The organism is Cellulomonas xylanilytica (assembly GCF_007989805.1).
GTDB classification, from domain to species: domain Bacteria; phylum Actinomycetota; class Actinomycetes; order Actinomycetales; family Cellulomonadaceae; genus Cellulomonas; species Cellulomonas xylanilytica.
In genome coordinates this window covers 23928-39195 of sequence record NZ_BJUB01000019.1, presented here as the reverse complement: position 1 = coordinate 39195, position 15268 = coordinate 23928, and the positions used below count along the sequence as shown (strand labels likewise).

Below are 15268 nucleotides of genomic sequence, written 5' to 3'. Positions count from 1 at the left end.
GGCCCGCCGCGACCACCGTCGCGGCGGGCCTCAGAGCTGTCCGGGGACGGGGGTCGCGGGAGCCTGCACGCGGTGCTCGGTCGGCATGAGGATCCACAGCAGCGGGTAGATCAGCAGCTGGCTGCCGGGCAGGACGAACAGGATGAGGACGAACAGGAGTCGCGCGTGGAACGGTGCGATGCCGAACCGCTGGCCCAGGCCGGCGCACACACCGCCCAGCACGCGGCCGTCGACCGGCCGGACGAGGCCCTGCCGGGCCATGCCGTCGTGGATGGTGCCCATCTGATGCTCCTCTCGTGCCGGCCAGCGTGGCCGGACGTCCTCAGCATGCCGGGGCGAGGGGACCGGCCGCATCGGGGATCTCCCGGAACCGGACCCTGAGGGGCCTACTTGCCACCCTTGCCCTGACCCTTGCCCTTCGGTGCGGGCGGTTCCTTCGCGGGCGGGCCGGCCTTCTCCTCCGCGGCGGCCTGCTCGGCGGCGGCCTGCTCGGCAGCCGCCTGCTCCGCGGCCGCCTGCTCCGCCGCGGCCTGCTGCGCGGCAGCCAGCTCGGCCGCCGCCTGCTCCGCGGCCGCCTGCGCGGCCGCGAGGTCCGCCGCCACGCGGTCGAGGGCGGCGTCGACCTCGCGGTACCGCGCCGTGGACACCTCCCCGGCGTCGACCCCGGCGTCGAGCGCGGCCCGCGTGTCGACCAGCAGCACCTGCGCGTCGGCCCACCGCGCCTCGCTCGCCGCCTGCGTCACCACGAGCACCGACTCCTGGAGCACCTCGGCCCGGTCGGCCGCCAGCTCCGGCGTGCCACCGCAGCCCGCGCACGCCAGGCCCGCGCCGAGGACGACGGCCGACATCAGTCCGCGCCTCATGGTTCGACGCTCTCCTGCAGCTGCGTGAGGGACTCGCCCACCGCACCCTCGACCGCCGGGTAGGACGGCGCGACCGCTGTGGTCCCGTCCTCGCTCGCCAGCTGCCCCACCAGCACCGCCCCGCCGACGAGGAGGACCACGGCACCCCCGACGAGCGCGGGCCGGCCCCACCGTCGAGGCGTCCGTGCCCCGGTGCGCACCGGGCCAGGCTCGTCCGGTGCGGGCTCGTCCGCGGCGGGCTCGTCCGCGGGCATCACCAGCGTCTCGCCGGACGCACCCGCCAGGATCTCCGCGAGGTCCTGCGCGACCTCCCCGGCGTCGGGCCGCTCCTGCGGCGCGATGCGGGTCATGCGCGACAGCAGGTCCCCGAGCCGGGGGTCGAGGTCGACCGGGATGTCCGGCTGCGAGACCAGGCGTGCGGTGGCCATCTCCGCCATCGTGCCGCTGAAGGCGGCACGGCCCGTCGCGCACTCCAGCAGGACCAGGCCCAGCCCGTAGACGTCGCTCGCCGGCCCGAGCTCGGACCCCGTCGCCTGCTCCGGGCTCAGGTAGCTCATCGTGCCGAGCGTCATGCCCGTCATCGTCAGCCGGGTGGCGTCCGCGAGCCGCGCGATGCCGAAGTCGGCGAGCTTGACCGCGGGCTCGCTGCCGCGCGCCGTCGCGTCGAGCGCGCCACGACTGGTCAGCAGGATGTTCGCGGGCTTGATGTCCCGGTGCACGATCTCGCGCTCGTGCACGGTGGCGAGGGCCGCAGCGACGTCCCGGCCCACCCGGGCGGTCTGCTCGACGTCGAGGGCGCCGTCCCGGAGGCGCTCGGCCAGCGTCGGTCCCTCGACCAGTTCCATCACCAGGTAGACCTGCTCCGACCCGTCGTCGTGATGCACGGTGCCGGCGTCGTGCAGCGTGACCAGGCCCGGGTGGCTGAGCGTGGCCAGCACGCGGATCTCGGCGCGGTTGCGCAGGAGGTCGTCGGTCCCGTCGTGGACCGCGGGGAACACCTTGACGGCGACGTCCCGCTCGAGCAGCACGTCGTGGGCCCGGTGCACGGCGGCCATGCCACCGCGCCCGAGGACGCCGTCGAGCCGGTAGCGGTCGCCCAGGAGGGGGCGATCGTCCGGGTCCGACGAGCCCGGGGGCGACTCGCTGACGTGGTCCAGCATGGGATCCGACGCTAGGCGCCCGCGATGACCCACGCATCCGGGGAACGGGCGAACTCGTGGCTGGCACACTGCGGCGATGAGCATCCCCGATCCCCTGACGTTCGGCGCCGCCTGGGTCGCGGCGTGGAACGCGCACGACGTCGAGGCCGTCCTCTCGTACTTCCACGACGACGTGGTGTTCACCTCGCCCACGGCCGCTCGGGTGGTCCCGGCCAGCGGCGGTGTGGTGCGTGGCAAGCAGGCGCTGCGCGAGTACTGGACCGAGGGCCTCCGGCTCGTGCCGGACCTGCACTTCACCGTGGAGCGCGTGTACGCAGGGGTGTCCGTGCTCGTCCTGACGTACCGCAACCAGGCGGGCGGCCTGGTCGACGAGGTGCTCGTCTTCGCCGACGGGCTGGTGGTCGAGGGTCACGGCACGTACCTGGTGCCCAGCGGGTCGTAGAGAACGATATCGACGGTAAGCGCGTTCCAATGAAAGGTTTCACTTCCTGGTGGGCCGCACGCGCCGGTCCCTACGTTCCCCTCAGGGCTGGGTCGTGCCCTCCGACGAAGACGTCGGCCGTGAACGCAGGAGGAAGCACCATGTCGCACCCTCGCAGGACCATCCCGTGGCTGATGGCAGCCACCCTGGCCACCGGGGTCGGGATCGCCGCCGCCCAACCCGCGACCGCCGCCGCAGGTTGCCGGGTGGACTACACCGTGACCAACCAGTGGTCCAACGGCTTCGGGGCCGACGTCAAGATCACGAACCTCGGTGACGCGGTCACCGGCTGGACCCTCACATGGGCGTTCGGCTCCGGCCAGACGGTCACCCAGGCGTGGAACGCCGCCGCGACGCAGAGCGGTGCGCAGGTCACGGCGAAGAACGTGGCCTACAACGGCTCGATCGCCACCGGGGCGAGCACCTCGTTCGGGTTCAACGGCTCCTGGGCGGGCAGCAACCCGGTGCCCACGTCGTTCGCCCTCAACGGCACCGTCTGCACCGGCGGCACGGTCGACCCGACCACACCGCCCGTCGACCCCACCACTCCCCCGGTCGACCCCACCACCCCTCCGGTCGACCCCACCACGCCGCCCGTCGAGCCGCCGGCAGGGGCGTGGCAGGCCGAGAAGCTCGACCGCGGCGTCATCAGCGTGCGCTCCGGCAACAACAACCTGGTCCAGTGGCGCCTGCTGGGCACGGAGCCGGCGAGCACGGGCTTCAACGTCTACCGCGGCGGCACCAAGATCGCCGGACCGATCACCGACTCGACCAACTACCTCGACGCCGGGGCGTCCTCCAGCGCCACGTACACGGTCCGCGCGGTCGTCAACGGCTCCGAGCAGCCGGCGTCGGCGACGTCGCTCACGTTCGGCAACGGCTACCTCGACGTGCCGATCCAGAAGCCCAGCGGTGACTACGTCGCCAACGACGGCAGCGTCGGCGACCTGGACGGTGACGGCCAGCTCGAGGTCGTCCTGAAGTGGGACCCCACCAACGCCAAGGACAACTCCCAGTCCGGCGTGACCGGCAACGTGTTCGTCGACGCCTACGAGCTGGACGGCACCCGCCTGTGGCGGATCGACCTGGGACGCAACATCCGGGCCGGTGCCCACTACACCCAGTTCCAGGTCTACGACTACGACGGCGACGGCAAGGCCGAGGTCGCGATGAAGACCGCGGACGGCACCCGCTCGGGCACCGGTCAGGTCATCGGCAACGCGAACGCCGACCACCGCAACTCCGGCGGCTACGTCCTGGCCGGGCCCGAGTACTTCACGGTCTTCACCGGCCAGACGGGCGCGATCGGCGCCACCACCAGCTACGTCCCGCCGCGCGGCACGGTCTCCAGCTGGGGCGACAGCTACGGCAACCGGGTCGACCGGTTCCTCGCCGGCACCGCGTACCTCGACGGCCAGCGGCCCTCGATCATCATGGCCCGCGGCTACTACACGCGTGCGGTCGTCGTGGCCTGGGACTACCGCAACGGACAGCTCACCCGACGCTGGACCTTCGACTCCAACGACTCCGGCAACAGCACCTACGCCGGGCAGGGCAACCACTCCCTGTCCGTCGCGGACGTCGACCAGGACGGCAGGCAAGAGATTCTGTACGGCGCCGCCGCGATCGACGACAACGGCCGGGGCCTGTGGAACAACCGCACCGGCCACGGCGACGCCGGGCACGTGGGTGACCTGATCCCGAGCCGTCCCGGCCTCGAGTACTACAAGGTCACGGAGAGCACGAACCAGCCGGACTCCTGGATGGCGGACGCCCGCACGGGCCAGATCCTGTGGAGCACGCCGTCCGGCTCGGACAACGGTCGCGGCGTCTCCGCCGACATCTGGTCGGGCAGCGCCGGCGCCGAGTCGTGGTCGTCGTCGGACTCGCAGCTGCGCAACACCGCCGGCCAGACCGTCGCCCGCAAGCCCGGGTCGGCCAACTTCCTGGCCTGGTGGGACGGGGACACCTCGCGGGAGCTGCTCGACGGCACCCAGATCTCGAAGTACGGCACCGGCGGCGACACGCGCCTCCTGACCGGCTCCGGGGTGCGGTCGAACAACGGCACCAAGTCCACGCCGGTGCTCTCGGGCGACCTGTTCGGCGACTGGCGCGAGGAGGTCATCTGGGCCAAGACCGACAACTCCGGGCTGCGCATCTACGCGACGCCGACACCCACGAGCACACGCGTGTGGACCCTGCTGCACGACCAGACCTACCGGGTCGCCATCGCGTGGCAGAACACCGCCTACAACCAGCCGCCGCACCCCGGGTTCTTCCTCGGCACGCCGTTCACGCTGCCGGCCCAGCCGAGGATCTCCACCCCGTGATCGGCTGATCTACCCTGCCGGAAGGACCGTCGCCCCTCCGCGGCGGTCCTTCCGGCAGCCCTGGGAGACCCGTGACGACCGAGACCACCCTGCGCTACGACGCCCCCGCGGACCTCTGGACCGACGCCCTCCCGCTGGGCAACGGGCGCCTCGGCGCGATGGTCTTCGGGGGCGTCGGGCGCGAGCGGCTCCAGCTCAACGACGACACCTGCTGGTCGGGGGCACCACGCTCCGCCTCGGGCGCCGACGGCCCCGCCGCACTGGTGGCCGCCCGGGACGCCCTCGACCGGGACGACGTCCGGGAGGCGGAGCGGCAGGTCCAGCGCCTGCAGGGCGGGTTCGTGCAGGCCTACCAGCCGCTGGTCGACCTCTGGCTGGAGCAGGACGAGGCGGCTCCGGCGGGGTACGAGCGCTGGCTCCGGCTCGACGAGGGCGTCGCCGGGCACGCGTGGGAGTCCGGCCGCCAGGAGGCGTTCGTCAGCCGGCCGGCGTCGGTGGTCGTCGTGCACCGCACGTGGACCGGCGGACCGCTCGGCGTCCGGGTCACCTCGCAGCACCCCCTGGACCGTCCGACCGGCGACGGGTCCCGGTGGGTCACCACGCTGCGCCTGCCGTCCGACGCCCCACCCGACTACGTGCCCGACGTGCACCTGGCCCGCGACCGCAGCCCTGGCACCAGCATCACCGCGGCCGTCGCGCTCGAGGTGGCCACCGACGGTGTCGTCGTCGCGAGCCCGCAGGGGCTGGTGCTGCACGACGCGACGTGGGCGACGGTCGTCGTCGCGACCGCGACCGACTACGCCGGGGCGACGACCCCGCTGCACGGGGACGCGGCGGCCTTGCGCGCGCAGGCCGCGGCCACGACGGCGGCCGCCGCGACCCGAGGCGCCGCAGCCCTGCGCGCCGAGCACGTCGCCGACCACGCACGGCTCTTCGAGCGGGTCGCCCTGGAGCTCCCGAGCACGGCGAGCGACCGGCCCACCGACGAGCGCATCCGCCGGCACGCGGCCGGGCACCAGGACGCCGGGCTGGCCGCGCTCGCGTTCCACCTCGGGCGGTACCTGCTGATCGCCGGGTCACGTCCGGGCACCCTGCCCATGAACCTGCAGGGGATCTGGAACGACTCCGTCCGGCCGCCCTGGTCGTGCAACTACACGCTGAACATCAACACCGAGATGAACTACTGGCCCGCGCTCAGCACGGACCTGGCCGAGTGCCACGAGCCGCTGCTGCGCTGGGTCGGCGAGCTGGCCACCGCGGGCGCGCGCACGGCGGCCGAGCGGTACGGCGTCCGCGGCTGGACGGCGCACCACAACTCCGACGCGTGGGCGTTCACGGAGCCGGTGGGCGACGGCACGGGCGACCCGGCCTGGTCGTCCTGGCCGTTCGGCGGCGTCTGGCTCGCGCGGCACCTGGTGGACCACCACGACTTCACCGGCACCAACCCGGACCCGGCCGTGCTGCACGGTGCGGCCCTGTTCGTCCTCGACTGGCTGGTCGAGCTGCCCGACGGCACGCTCGGCACCCGGCCGTCCACCTCGCCGGAGAACACCTTCGTCGCCCCGGACGGCCTGCCTGCCGCCGTGACGACGTCGACCACCGCGGACCTGGCGATGGCCCGCGACCTGCTGGAGAACGTCGTGCGGCTCGGCGGCCCCTCCGACCTCGTCGCGGAGGCCGCGGCGGCGCTGGAGCGGCTGCCCGCCGAGCGCGTGGCAGCCGACGGGCGCCTGGCGGAGTGGCGGACCGACGTCGCGGACGCCGAGCCGGACCACCGGCACCAGAGCCACCTCTTCCGGGTGCACCCCGGCACGTCGATCGACCCCGACCAGCAGCCGGAGCTCGCCCGGGCGGCGCTGGCGACCCTCGACGCCCGCGGCCCCGAGTCGACGGGCTGGTCGCTGGCGTGGCGCCTGAACCTGCGTGCCCGGCTGCGCGATCCTGCCGGCGCGGCCGCGATGCTCGACGCGTTCCTGCGCCCCGCGGGGCCGGGCGTCCTGGGCGGCGTCTACCGCAACCTGTTCTGCGCCCATCCCCCGTTCCAGGTGGACGGCAACCTCGGCTTCACCGCGGGCGTCGCCGAGCTGCTGCTCCAGTCCCACCGCACGGTCGGCGGGGTGCGCGAGCTGCACCTGCTGCCCGCGCTCCCGCCGTCGTGGCCGTCCGGCTCGGTGCGGGGGCTGCGGGCGCGCGCAGGGGTGGGCGTCGACCTGGCCTGGGACCAGCACGCGCTCACGTCCGCGCGCCTCGTGGCGGACCAGGACACGACGGTCCTGCTCCGCCACGACGGCGCCGGGCAGCGGCTCGACCTGCGTGCCGGCGAGGCGTGGACGCTCACACCGTGACCGGGACCGCCGCACCGGCGGACACGGCGACGGTCTGCCGCGCCAGGGTCGGGTCCTCGACCGCCTGCGCGAGGAACCAGCCGACCTGCGCGCGCGAGACCCGCATGCCGTCGATGTCCCCGGCGGTCGACGTCATGGGCGGGCCGGCCCACGGCTCGTCGGTGAGGTTGACCGGCTGGACCTCGACCCAGTCGAGCCCGCTCGCGCGCAGCTCGGCGCCCTGCCGCTCGGTGTCCGCGATCTGCGGCCGCAGCAGCAGGGCGAAGACGAGCCGCGTGGCCAGCGGGAGCCCGGCGCCCGTCGGCCCGGTGCCGTAGGACGTCTGCACCACCACCCGGCGCACCCCGTGCCGACGCATCGCGGTCAGCACGGTGCGGGTGCCCCGCGAGCGGATGTCGAGCGGCGTGGCCGACGGTCCGCGCAGGCGGACGCGGACCGCGCTCTCGCTGATGCCGAGCGTCACGACGACGACGTCCTGACCCTCGACCAGCCGGCCGACCAGGGCGGCGTCGGTGGCGTCTCCGTCGATCCCACGGACGCCGGGCAGCGACGACGCGTGCCGCGACAGCGCGGTGACGTCGTGCCCGCGGCGGACCAGCTCGGTGACGGCGGCGCGGCCGGAGCCGCCCGTCGCTCCGACGACGAGAACCTTCATGATCTGTCTCCTTCGGTGAGTGGGGATCCGTGGTTCCCACCTCACCAGCGGAGCACTGGACGGTCTATGATGGGGCGTCGCCAATCCATGGCAGATCATCCAGGAGGCATCGTGACCGTCGTCGACCTGCCCTGGACGCCGGTGGACCCCGTCGGCGAGGCCCTGCACCACCTGCGCGTCACGGGCGTCTTCTACAGCCGCACCGAGGCGGACGGCCCGTGGGCGGTCGACATGCCCGCGTTCGGCGACTGCGTCAGCTTCCACGTGGTGACGGTCGGCGAGGCCTGGGTCGAGGTCGAGGGCGCGCCGCCCGTGCGACTGGTGCCGGGCGACCTCGCCCTCGTCCCGCACGGCCGCGGTCACGTGCTGCGCAGCGCGCCCGGCGTGCCGTCGATGGGCCGGGTCGACGAGCTGCCGCAGGAGTTCCTCAGCCCGAGCTACTCCGTGCTGCGCCACGCCGGCACCGGCGCGCACGTCGAGCTGATCTGCGGCGTGCTCTCCGTCGACGGGGCAGCCTCGCGGCTCCTGCTCGACCTGCTGCCCTCGGTCGTGCACGTCGACGGACGTCAGGGCGGCGCGTGGATGGCCGCCACGCTCGCGCTCACCACGGACGAGCTGACCCACGCACGGCCCGGCGGCGAGGCCGTCACCACGCGGCTGGCCGACATCCTCGTGATCCAGTCCATCCGCGCCTGGCTGGACGCCCAGCAGGTCAGCACCGGCTGGCTCGGCGCCCTGCGGGAGCCTCAGCTCGGCGCGGCGATCACCGCCGTGCACCGCGAGCCCGGCCGGCCGTGGACCGTCGCGAGCCTGGCGCGCGAGGCCGCGATGTCCCGCTCCGCGTTCTCCGCACGGTTCACCGAGGTCGTCGGGGAGCCCGCCATGCAGTACGTGACGCGCTTCCGCATGCACGTCGCCGCCGACCGCCTCGGCTACGGTCGCGCCACCGTGCGGGAGGTGGCCGCCGAGCTGGGCTACGACTCGGAGGCGTCGTTCAGCCGGGCGTACAAGCGGGAGGTCGGCGTCTCCCCCGGCCGGACCCGTCGGGCCACAGGATTGCCGCTCCCGACCGTGGCGTGACCGTCGTGGCCCGGCGTAACGTCGTCGGGACCAGGGTCCGACGGGCAGCGACGAAGGGTGAGCAGCGATGAGCATGATGGCCGACATGATGAAGTCCATGCCCACGGCAGAGACCACCGGCATGCAGATGCCGATGATGCAGGACTGCATCGAGGCGTGTTCCGCGGCCGCGATGGCCGCCACGATGTGCGCCGACGCGGACGGCGGCGAGGGCATGGGGCGTTGCGCCTCGATGTGCATGAGCACCGCGGACGTCGCGACGACGATGATGCGGATGATGATGCGCCCTGCCGGCTACGACATGGGCGTCATGACCTCGATGATGACGGCGTGCATGGCGATGGGTGAGGCGTGCGCCGCCGAGTGCGCGATGCACGCGGACATGTCCGAGCACTGCCGGATCTGCGCCTCGGCGTGCACCGCGATGGTCGAGGCGTGCCGGGCGGCGATGTCCTCGATGCAGAGCGCCTAGGTATTGAGCACCTAGGCGACCACGGGGCGCGCGGCGTACCACGCACCCCCGAGCGCGACCACCTCGGCGACCAGGTGCACCGCGACGGGCTCCCCGATCGCGGGCGTCGCCCGGGTGGTCAGCACGGTCGCGCCGCCGTCCAGGAGGGCGACTGTGGTCGAGCCGGGCTCGCTGGCGGTCACGATCCCGTCGCGCCAGGCGCGCGGGGAGGCCGCGGCGACGGCCTCCTGGATGGGAAGAAGGTCGATACGGGTGCGGTTCGGCACGGTGGCTCCAGGTCGGACGATGTCGCTGTCGGTCCGCACCGTCGTCGAGGACGGTGTCGGGCTGCGCCGCAGGGCGGCGGGTCAGGTCCTACCTGCAACAGAACGCCTGCAGGGAGCTCCTCAGAGCTGCGGGGACCGGGAGGACGGAGTCCTCAGAGACACATTCGACACAGACACCGGCGCGTCGACAGGACGTCGACAGGTCGCGCGATGCTGGAGGTGGCCATCCGTCGAGTGTGCGGACGCGTCCACATGCTGTCAAGCCGTACCAGATGGCGGACGGCGGGTGCTCACCGCCCGAGCTGACGGGCCAGCCCGGCCGCGTCGGTCGTGGGCAGGTCGCACACGAAGCCGCGGCACACGTACGCCGCCGGGACACCTCCGACGAGCGACCGGTCCCGGAGCAGGGGCGGGTCGTCCGCGCCCGGCGCGCCCACCGCGACCACCAGCCCGGGGGCCGTCGACCGGAGCGCGACGGCGTGCAGCGCGCGCGTCGCCGGGTCGTCGGGCGGCCCGACGACGGCGACCTCGCGCGGCCCGTCGAGCAGCGCCTCCACTACGGCGAGCGCCGCCCCGGCGGCCCTCGGGAAGCGTTCGGCGAGCAGGAGCGGACCGCGCAGGGCCGCCTCGGCCGCCTCCCGGTGCCGCAGCGAACCGGTCAGCGACGAGAACGTCAAGAGCGCCGCCGCCGCCGCGGACTGGCCGGACGGCGTCGGTCCGTCGGCCGGGTCCTGCAGGACGCGGATGCGGCCCACGACCGCGTCGGTCTCGTCGTCGGCGGTGTCCCGCAGCCCCCCGTCGTCCGCGGCGAAGCGTGCCAGCACCGTCTCCAGCAGGTCCCCCGCCGCGTCGGACCACGCCGGGTCGCCCGTCACCGCGCCGAGCGCCAGGAGCCCCTCGGCGACGTGCGCGTAGTCCTCGAGGATCCCCGGGGCAGAGCCGGCCACCCCGTCGCGGGAGGTCCGCACCAGCCGCGCCGTCCCGTCCGCGGCGCGACGCAGGTGCGTGCGCAGCAGGAACCTGGCCGCCACGTCCGCGGCGTCGACGAGGTCGGGGCGGTCCAGCAGCGCACCGGCCTCCGCGAGCGCGGCCACCGCTAGCCCGTTCCACCCGGACACCACCTTGTCGTCACGCGCGGGCCGCGGCCGACGTTCCCGGTCCGCCCGCAGCCTGGCGCGGACGTCGTCCAGCCGGGCGGTGTCCGTCGGGTCCGTGCGCCGCTGCAGGACGGAGGCGCCGTGCTCGAACGTCCCCTCGTCCGTCACGCCCAGGACGTCGGCAGCCCACGCACCGTCGTCGTCCCCGAGCACAGCCCGCAGCTGCGCGGGGGTCCAGGCGTAGAACGCGCCCTCGCGGCCCTCGCTGTCGGCGTCGAGGGCCGACGCGAACCCGCCCTCGGCCGTGCGGAGCTCGTCCAGCAGCCACTGTGCCGTCTCGGTCGCCACGCGGCGGGCGAGCTCCGACCCGGTCGCGCGCCACGCGTGCAGGTACACCCGCAGCAGCAGCGCGTTGTCGTAGAGCATCTTCTCGAAGTGCGGCACCACCCAGGCGACGTCCACCGAGTACCGCGCGAAGCCACCGGCCAGCTGGTCGTACATGCCGCCGCGGGCCATCGCCTCGAGCGTCGCCCCCGCCATCCCGAGCACCTCCGCGTCACCGGTGCGCGCGTGGTGGCGCAGCAGCCACTCCAGCACCATCGACGGCGGGAACTTCGGGGCACCGCCGAAGCCGCCGCGCGCGGCGTCGAACGTCGTCGCCAGCCCCGCGCGCGCGTGGTCGACGACCTCGGCCGACGGTCCGACCCCGGGACCCCCCGGTGCCTGCTGCTCGCCGAGCGCGTCGGCGATGATCCCGGCGCTCGCCTCCACCTCGTCGCGACGCGTGGTCCACGCCGCCGCCACGCTGGCGAGCACCTCCGCGAACGACGGCATGCCCTGCACCCGGCGCGGCGGGAAGTACGTGCCACAGAAGAACGGCTCCCCCGTGGGCGTCGTGAACACGGTCATCGGCCACCCGCCCGACCCCGTCATCGCCTGCGTCGCCGCCATGTAGACCGCGTCGACGTCCGGCCGCTCCTCGCGGTCGACCTTCACGCACACGAAGTGCTCGTTCATGAACGCCGCCGTGGCCGCGTCCTCGAACGACTCGTGCGCCATCACGTGGCACCAGTGGCACGCCGCGTAGCCCACCGAGACCAGCACCGGCACCCCCCGGGCCGCCGCCTGCTCGAACGCCGCGTCACCCCACTCCACCCAGTCCACCGGGTTGTCGGCGTGCTGCAGCAGGTACGGGCTGGTCGCGGACGCGAGACGGTTCGGCACCCACCCAGCCTCCGTCGGAACCCGGACGTCGGCTACCGCAACGCCGCCGCGAGTGAGTCTGCCGCCCGGCACGACCGAGCTCCGAGGCACAGAGCCGGTACGGGATCCGGTCGGACACGGGCCGCCTCGCTGGCCCGAGCAGCGCTCCGACGAGCGATAGTGAGGGATGCAGAGAATCGCCGTCCGGCGACGGGTGACGCGCATCGACCTCGACACCGGCGCTCGCCGGGCCGAGGACGTCCTCGCCGCCGAGGAGCCCCTCGAGATCCGGGTGGGCGGCCGCTCGCTCGCGGTCACCATGCGGACCCCCGGTCATGACGTGGAGCTCGCGGCCGGGTTCCTCGTGTCGGAGGGGGTCGTCACGGCGGCCGACCACGTCGCCGGCGCCCGGTACTGCGCGGGCGCGACCGACGAGGGCCTGAACACCTACAACGTCCTCGACGTCTCCCTGGCGCGCGGCGTGCCCGCACCGGACCCGAGCCTGGAGCGGTCCTTCTTCACGACGTCGTCCTGCGGGCTGTGCGGCAAGGCGAGCATCGACGCCGTCCGCACGCACTCGCACTGGACGGTCGCCGACGACGGGCTGACCGTGCCCGCCGACCTGCTGGCGACGTTCCCGGACCGGCTGCGCGAGCACCAGGACGTGTTCGCCCGGACCGGTGGGCTGCACGCCGCGGGGCTGTTCGACGGTGCGACGGGTGAGCTGCTGGTCGTGCGGGAGGACGTCGGACGCCACAACGCGGTCGACAAGGTGGTCGGGTGGGCCCTCACGAGCGGCCGGCTGCCGCTGCGGGGCACGGTGCTCATGGTGTCGGGACGCGCCTCGTTCGAGCTCACCCAGAAGGCGCTGATGGCGGGCATCCCCGTCCTCGCCGCGGTCTCCGCACCGTCGTCGCTCGCCGCCGACCTCGCGCACGAGGCCGGGATCACGCTCGTCGGCTTCCTGCGGGGAGCGTCGATGGTCGTGTACGCGCGGCCGGAGCGCGTCGGTGTGCAGGCACGGGTGCTCGCCTGATGGCCCGCGAGCCCCGCCTGACCGTCCACCCGCCCGAGGCGTGGGCCGTCGGCCTGCCGTCGGTGGCGAGCGCCATGACCTATGCGCTCGACGGGCTGGGACCGGGCCGCGCGCTGACGCTGCTCAGCAAGGTGAACCAGAAGGACGGCTTCGACTGCATGAGCTGCGCGTGGCCGGACCCGGGGCACCGCCACAAGGTCGAGTTCTGCGAGAACGGCGCCCGCGCGGTCACGTGGGAGGCCAGCCCGGCGACCGTCCCGACGACGTTCTGGGCCGAGCACTCGCTCACCGACCTGCTCGACCGGTCGGAGTACTGGCTGGGCCAGCAGGGCAGGCTCGTCGAGCCCGTCCACAAGCCGGCCGGCAGCGACCACTACGTCCCCATCAGCTGGGTCGACGCGTTCCGGCTGATCGCCCAGAAGCTGCGCGGGCTCGACTCCCCGGACCAGGCGGCCTTCTACACCAGCGGCCGCACGGCCAACGAGACGGCGTTCGTCTACCAGCTGTTCGTGCGGGCCTTCGGCACCAACAACCTGCCCGACTGCTCGAACATGTGCCACGAGTCGACGGGCACGGCGATGCTCGCGACGGTGGGGGTCGGGAAGTCGACCATCGCGTACGAGGACTTCGCGCAGGCCGACCTGATCATCGTGATGGGCCAGAACCCGGGCACCAACCACCCGCGCATGCTGACGGCGCTCGAGGACGCCAAGCGGCACGGCGCGTCGATCGTCTCCGTCAACCCCCTCCCGGAGGCGGGGCTGCGCCGGTACAAGAACCCGCAGACGGTGCGCGGGGTGGTCGGCCGCGGCACCGACCTGGCCGACCAGTTCCTGCAGATCCGCAGCGGCGGCGACATGGCGCTCCTCCAGTGGGTCTCCCGGCGCGTCCTGGAGGCGGAGGACCGCGCGCCCGGGACCGTCCTCGACCACGCGTTCCTGGCCGAGCACACCCTCGGTCTCGACGCCCTGCGGGCGCACCTCGCGACGCTCGACGAGCGGGAGGTGGTCACCGCCACCGGTCTGACCGTGGCCGAGATGGACCGTCTGGCGGAGCGCTACCTCGCCGCCGACCGCGTCATCATCACGTGGGCGATGGGCCTGACGCAGCACCGCAAGGGCGTCGACACGATCAAGGAGATCATCAACCTCCTGCTGCTGCGCGGGAACATCGGCAAGCCCGGCGCCGGCGCCTCCCCCATCCGGGGGCACAGCAACGTCCAGGGCGACCGCACCATGGGCATCTGGGAGCGGATGCCCGACAGCTTCCTGGACGCCCTCGGCGCCGAGTTCTCGTTCGCTCCTCCGCGCAGGCACGGGCTCGACTCCGTGCAGTCGATCGAGGCGATGCGGCGCGGCGACGTCAAGGTCTGGTTCGCGCTCGGCGGCAACCTCGTCGCCGCGATCTCCGACACCGCGGCCGCCGAGGCAGCGATGCGCGGGACCGACCTGACCGTGCAGGTGTCCACCAAGCTCAACCGCTCGCACGTCGTCACCGGCGCCGAGGCGCTCATCCTGCCGACGCTCGGCCGCACCGACGTCGACCTGCAGGAGACGGGACCGCAGTTCGTGTCCGTCGAGGACTCGGTGTGCGCCGTGCACGCGTCCCACGGGCCGCTGCCGCCGGTGTCGGACCTGCTGCTCTCCGAGATCTCCATCATCACCCGGCTCGCGCGGGCCGTCCTCGGCGACGACGGTCCGGTCGACTGGGCCGGCTTCGAGCGCGACTACGACACCGTCCGCGACGCGATCTCCCGCGTCGTGCCCGGGTTCGCCGACTTCAACGAGCAGGTCCGCCGCCCCGGTGGCTTCGTCCTGCCCAACGGCCCCCGGGACTCCAGGACGTTCCCGACGGCGACCGGCAAGGCCATGCTCACGGTCAACCACCTGATCCCGGTCGAGTGCCCGCCCGGCCGGCTGATCCTGCAGACCATCCGCTCCCACGACCAGTTCAACACCACGATGTACAGCCTCAACGACCGCTACCGCGGCATCCGCGGAGGCCGTGACGTCGTCTTCGTGAACCCCGAGGACCTCGCCGACCTCGGGCTGGCCGACGGCGACCGCGTCGACATCCACAGCGAGTGGCCTGACGAGGCGGAGCGACGGCTGCTCGACTACCGCGTCGTCGCGTACCCGACCTCTCGCGGCTGCGCTGCCGCGTACTTCCCCGAGGCGAACGTCCTGATCCCGCTCGCCAGCACGGCGCTGGGCAGCAACACCCCCGTGTCGAAGGCGATCGTGGTCCGGTTGGAGAAGCGGGCCACCGACGGCTGACCGG

At 73.7% G+C, this 15268-nt stretch carries 13 protein-coding genes; 7 read left to right on the top strand and 6 right to left on the bottom strand.

Features of this window, described 5'->3' with window-relative positions; translation table 11 throughout:
• Nucleotides 1–30: 30 nt before the first annotated feature.
• The 3 genes from CXY01_RS20615 to CXY01_RS20605 all read right to left on the bottom strand — a co-directional run bounded on the left by CXY01_RS20615 (nt 31) and on the right by CXY01_RS20605 (nt 2023).
• A complete protein-coding gene (locus tag CXY01_RS20615; protein ID WP_146931789.1) occupies nt 31–282 on the bottom strand; it encodes a PspC domain-containing protein in 252 nt (83 codons plus the stop codon).
• Between the two features lie 104 nt (nt 283–386).
• Nucleotides 387–863: a hypothetical protein gene (locus CXY01_RS21010; protein ID WP_186813499.1), complete on the bottom strand. Its 477-nt coding sequence runs from the start codon at nt 861–863 to the stop codon at nt 387–389.
• Entirely contained in the window at nt 860–2023 is a 1164-nt protein-coding gene (locus CXY01_RS20605) for a serine/threonine-protein kinase (RefSeq protein WP_146931786.1), read from the bottom strand. The genes CXY01_RS21010 and CXY01_RS20605 overlap by 4 nt, the downstream gene beginning before the upstream one ends.
• A 76-nt stretch (nt 2024–2099) precedes the next feature.
• Here CXY01_RS20605 and CXY01_RS20600 point away from each other — a divergent pair, with 76 nt between their 5' ends.
• The 3 genes from CXY01_RS20600 to CXY01_RS20590 all read left to right on the top strand — a co-directional run bounded on the left by CXY01_RS20600 (nt 2100) and on the right by CXY01_RS20590 (nt 7179).
• A complete protein-coding gene (locus CXY01_RS20600) occupies nt 2100–2465 on the top strand; it encodes a nuclear transport factor 2 family protein (RefSeq protein ID WP_146931783.1) in 366 nt (121 codons plus the stop codon).
• Between the two features lie 173 nt (nt 2466–2638).
• A complete protein-coding gene (locus tag CXY01_RS20595; RefSeq protein ID WP_246125525.1) occupies nt 2639–4834 on the top strand; it encodes a rhamnogalacturonan lyase family protein in 2196 nt (731 codons plus the stop codon).
• Nucleotides 4835–4905: 71 nt separating this feature from the next.
• On the top strand, nt 4906–7179 hold the full coding sequence (locus CXY01_RS20590; RefSeq protein ID WP_186813498.1) for a glycoside hydrolase family 95 protein: 2274 nt from the start codon (nt 4906–4908) through the stop codon (nt 7177–7179).
• Here CXY01_RS20590 and CXY01_RS20585 read toward each other — a convergent pair.
• Nucleotides 7169–7834, bottom strand: a complete 666-nt coding sequence (locus tag CXY01_RS20585; protein WP_146931773.1) for an NAD(P)-dependent oxidoreductase — start codon at nt 7832–7834, stop codon at nt 7169–7171. The two genes, CXY01_RS20590 and CXY01_RS20585, sit on opposite strands and share 11 nt — an antisense overlap.
• 87 nt (nt 7835–7921) lie before the next feature.
• Between CXY01_RS20585 and CXY01_RS20580 the strand changes: the two genes are divergently transcribed.
• Nucleotides 7922–8914, top strand: a complete 993-nt coding sequence (locus CXY01_RS20580) for an AraC family transcriptional regulator (protein ID WP_186813497.1) — start codon at nt 7922–7924, stop codon at nt 8912–8914.
• 67 nt (nt 8915–8981) lie between these two features.
• Complete coding sequence (locus CXY01_RS20575; RefSeq protein WP_146931770.1) at nt 8982–9386, top strand: four-helix bundle copper-binding protein; 405 nt, start codon at nt 8982–8984, stop codon at nt 9384–9386.
• Nucleotides 9387–9397: 11 nt separating this feature from the next.
• Here the strand turns inward: CXY01_RS20575 and CXY01_RS20570 are convergent, their stop codons facing one another.
• Together CXY01_RS20570 and CXY01_RS20565 are read right to left on the bottom strand one after the other, a co-directional pair.
• Nucleotides 9398–9652, bottom strand: coding sequence for a nuclease (locus CXY01_RS20570; RefSeq protein ID WP_246125523.1), 255 nt, complete (start codon nt 9650–9652; stop codon nt 9398–9400).
• Between the two features lie 290 nt (nt 9653–9942).
• The gene (locus CXY01_RS20565) at nt 9943–11973 is read right to left on the bottom strand and encodes a thioredoxin domain-containing protein (RefSeq protein ID WP_146931767.1); all 2031 of its coding nucleotides are present in this window, start codon (nt 11971–11973) and stop codon (nt 9943–9945) included.
• A 166-nt stretch (nt 11974–12139) separates the two neighbouring features.
• Here CXY01_RS20565 and fdhD point away from each other — a divergent pair, with 166 nt between their 5' ends.
• Both fdhD and CXY01_RS20555 read left to right on the top strand, forming a co-directional pair.
• Nucleotides 12140–12988 carry a formate dehydrogenase accessory sulfurtransferase FdhD gene (gene fdhD / locus CXY01_RS20560; protein ID WP_146931764.1) on the top strand — a complete coding sequence of 283 codons (849 nt, stop codon included), beginning with the start codon at nt 12140–12142 and terminating at the stop codon, nt 12986–12988.
• Nucleotides 12988–15264, top strand: coding sequence for an FdhF/YdeP family oxidoreductase (locus CXY01_RS20555; RefSeq protein ID WP_146931761.1), 2277 nt, complete (start codon nt 12988–12990; stop codon nt 15262–15264). Before fdhD ends, CXY01_RS20555 begins: the two co-directional genes overlap by 1 nt.
• The last annotated feature ends 4 nt before the right edge of the window (nt 15265–15268 follow it).

What these genes read in the sequence shown, in the direction of transcription:
- CXY01_RS20615 (WP_146931789.1), bottom strand. Translation starts at nt 282, where the DNA reads ATGGGCACCATCCACGACGGCATGGCCCGGCAGGGCCTCGTCCGGCCG.
- CXY01_RS21010 (WP_186813499.1), bottom strand. Translation starts at nt 863, where the DNA reads ATGAGGCGCGGACTGATGTCGGCCGTCGTCCTCGGCGCGGGCCTGGCG.
- CXY01_RS20605 (WP_146931786.1), bottom strand. Translation starts at nt 2,023, where the DNA reads ATGCTGGACCACGTCAGCGAGTCGCCCCCGGGCTCGTCGGACCCGGAC.
- CXY01_RS20600 (WP_146931783.1), top strand. Translation starts at nt 2,100, where the DNA reads ATGAGCATCCCCGATCCCCTGACGTTCGGCGCCGCCTGGGTCGCGGCG.
- CXY01_RS20595 (WP_246125525.1), top strand. Translation starts at nt 2,639, where the DNA reads ATGGCAGCCACCCTGGCCACCGGGGTCGGGATCGCCGCCGCCCAACCC.
- CXY01_RS20585 (WP_146931773.1), bottom strand. Translation starts at nt 7,834, where the DNA reads ATGAAGGTTCTCGTCGTCGGAGCGACGGGCGGCTCCGGCCGCGCCGCC.
- CXY01_RS20580 (WP_186813497.1), top strand. Translation starts at nt 7,922, where the DNA reads ATGGCAGATCATCCAGGAGGCATCGTGACCGTCGTCGACCTGCCCTGG.
- CXY01_RS20575 (WP_146931770.1), top strand. Translation starts at nt 8,982, where the DNA reads ATGAGCATGATGGCCGACATGATGAAGTCCATGCCCACGGCAGAGACC.
- fdhD (WP_146931764.1), top strand. Translation starts at nt 12,140, where the DNA reads ATGCAGAGAATCGCCGTCCGGCGACGGGTGACGCGCATCGACCTCGAC.
- CXY01_RS20555 (WP_146931761.1), top strand. Translation starts at nt 12,988, where the DNA reads ATGGCCCGCGAGCCCCGCCTGACCGTCCACCCGCCCGAGGCGTGGGCC.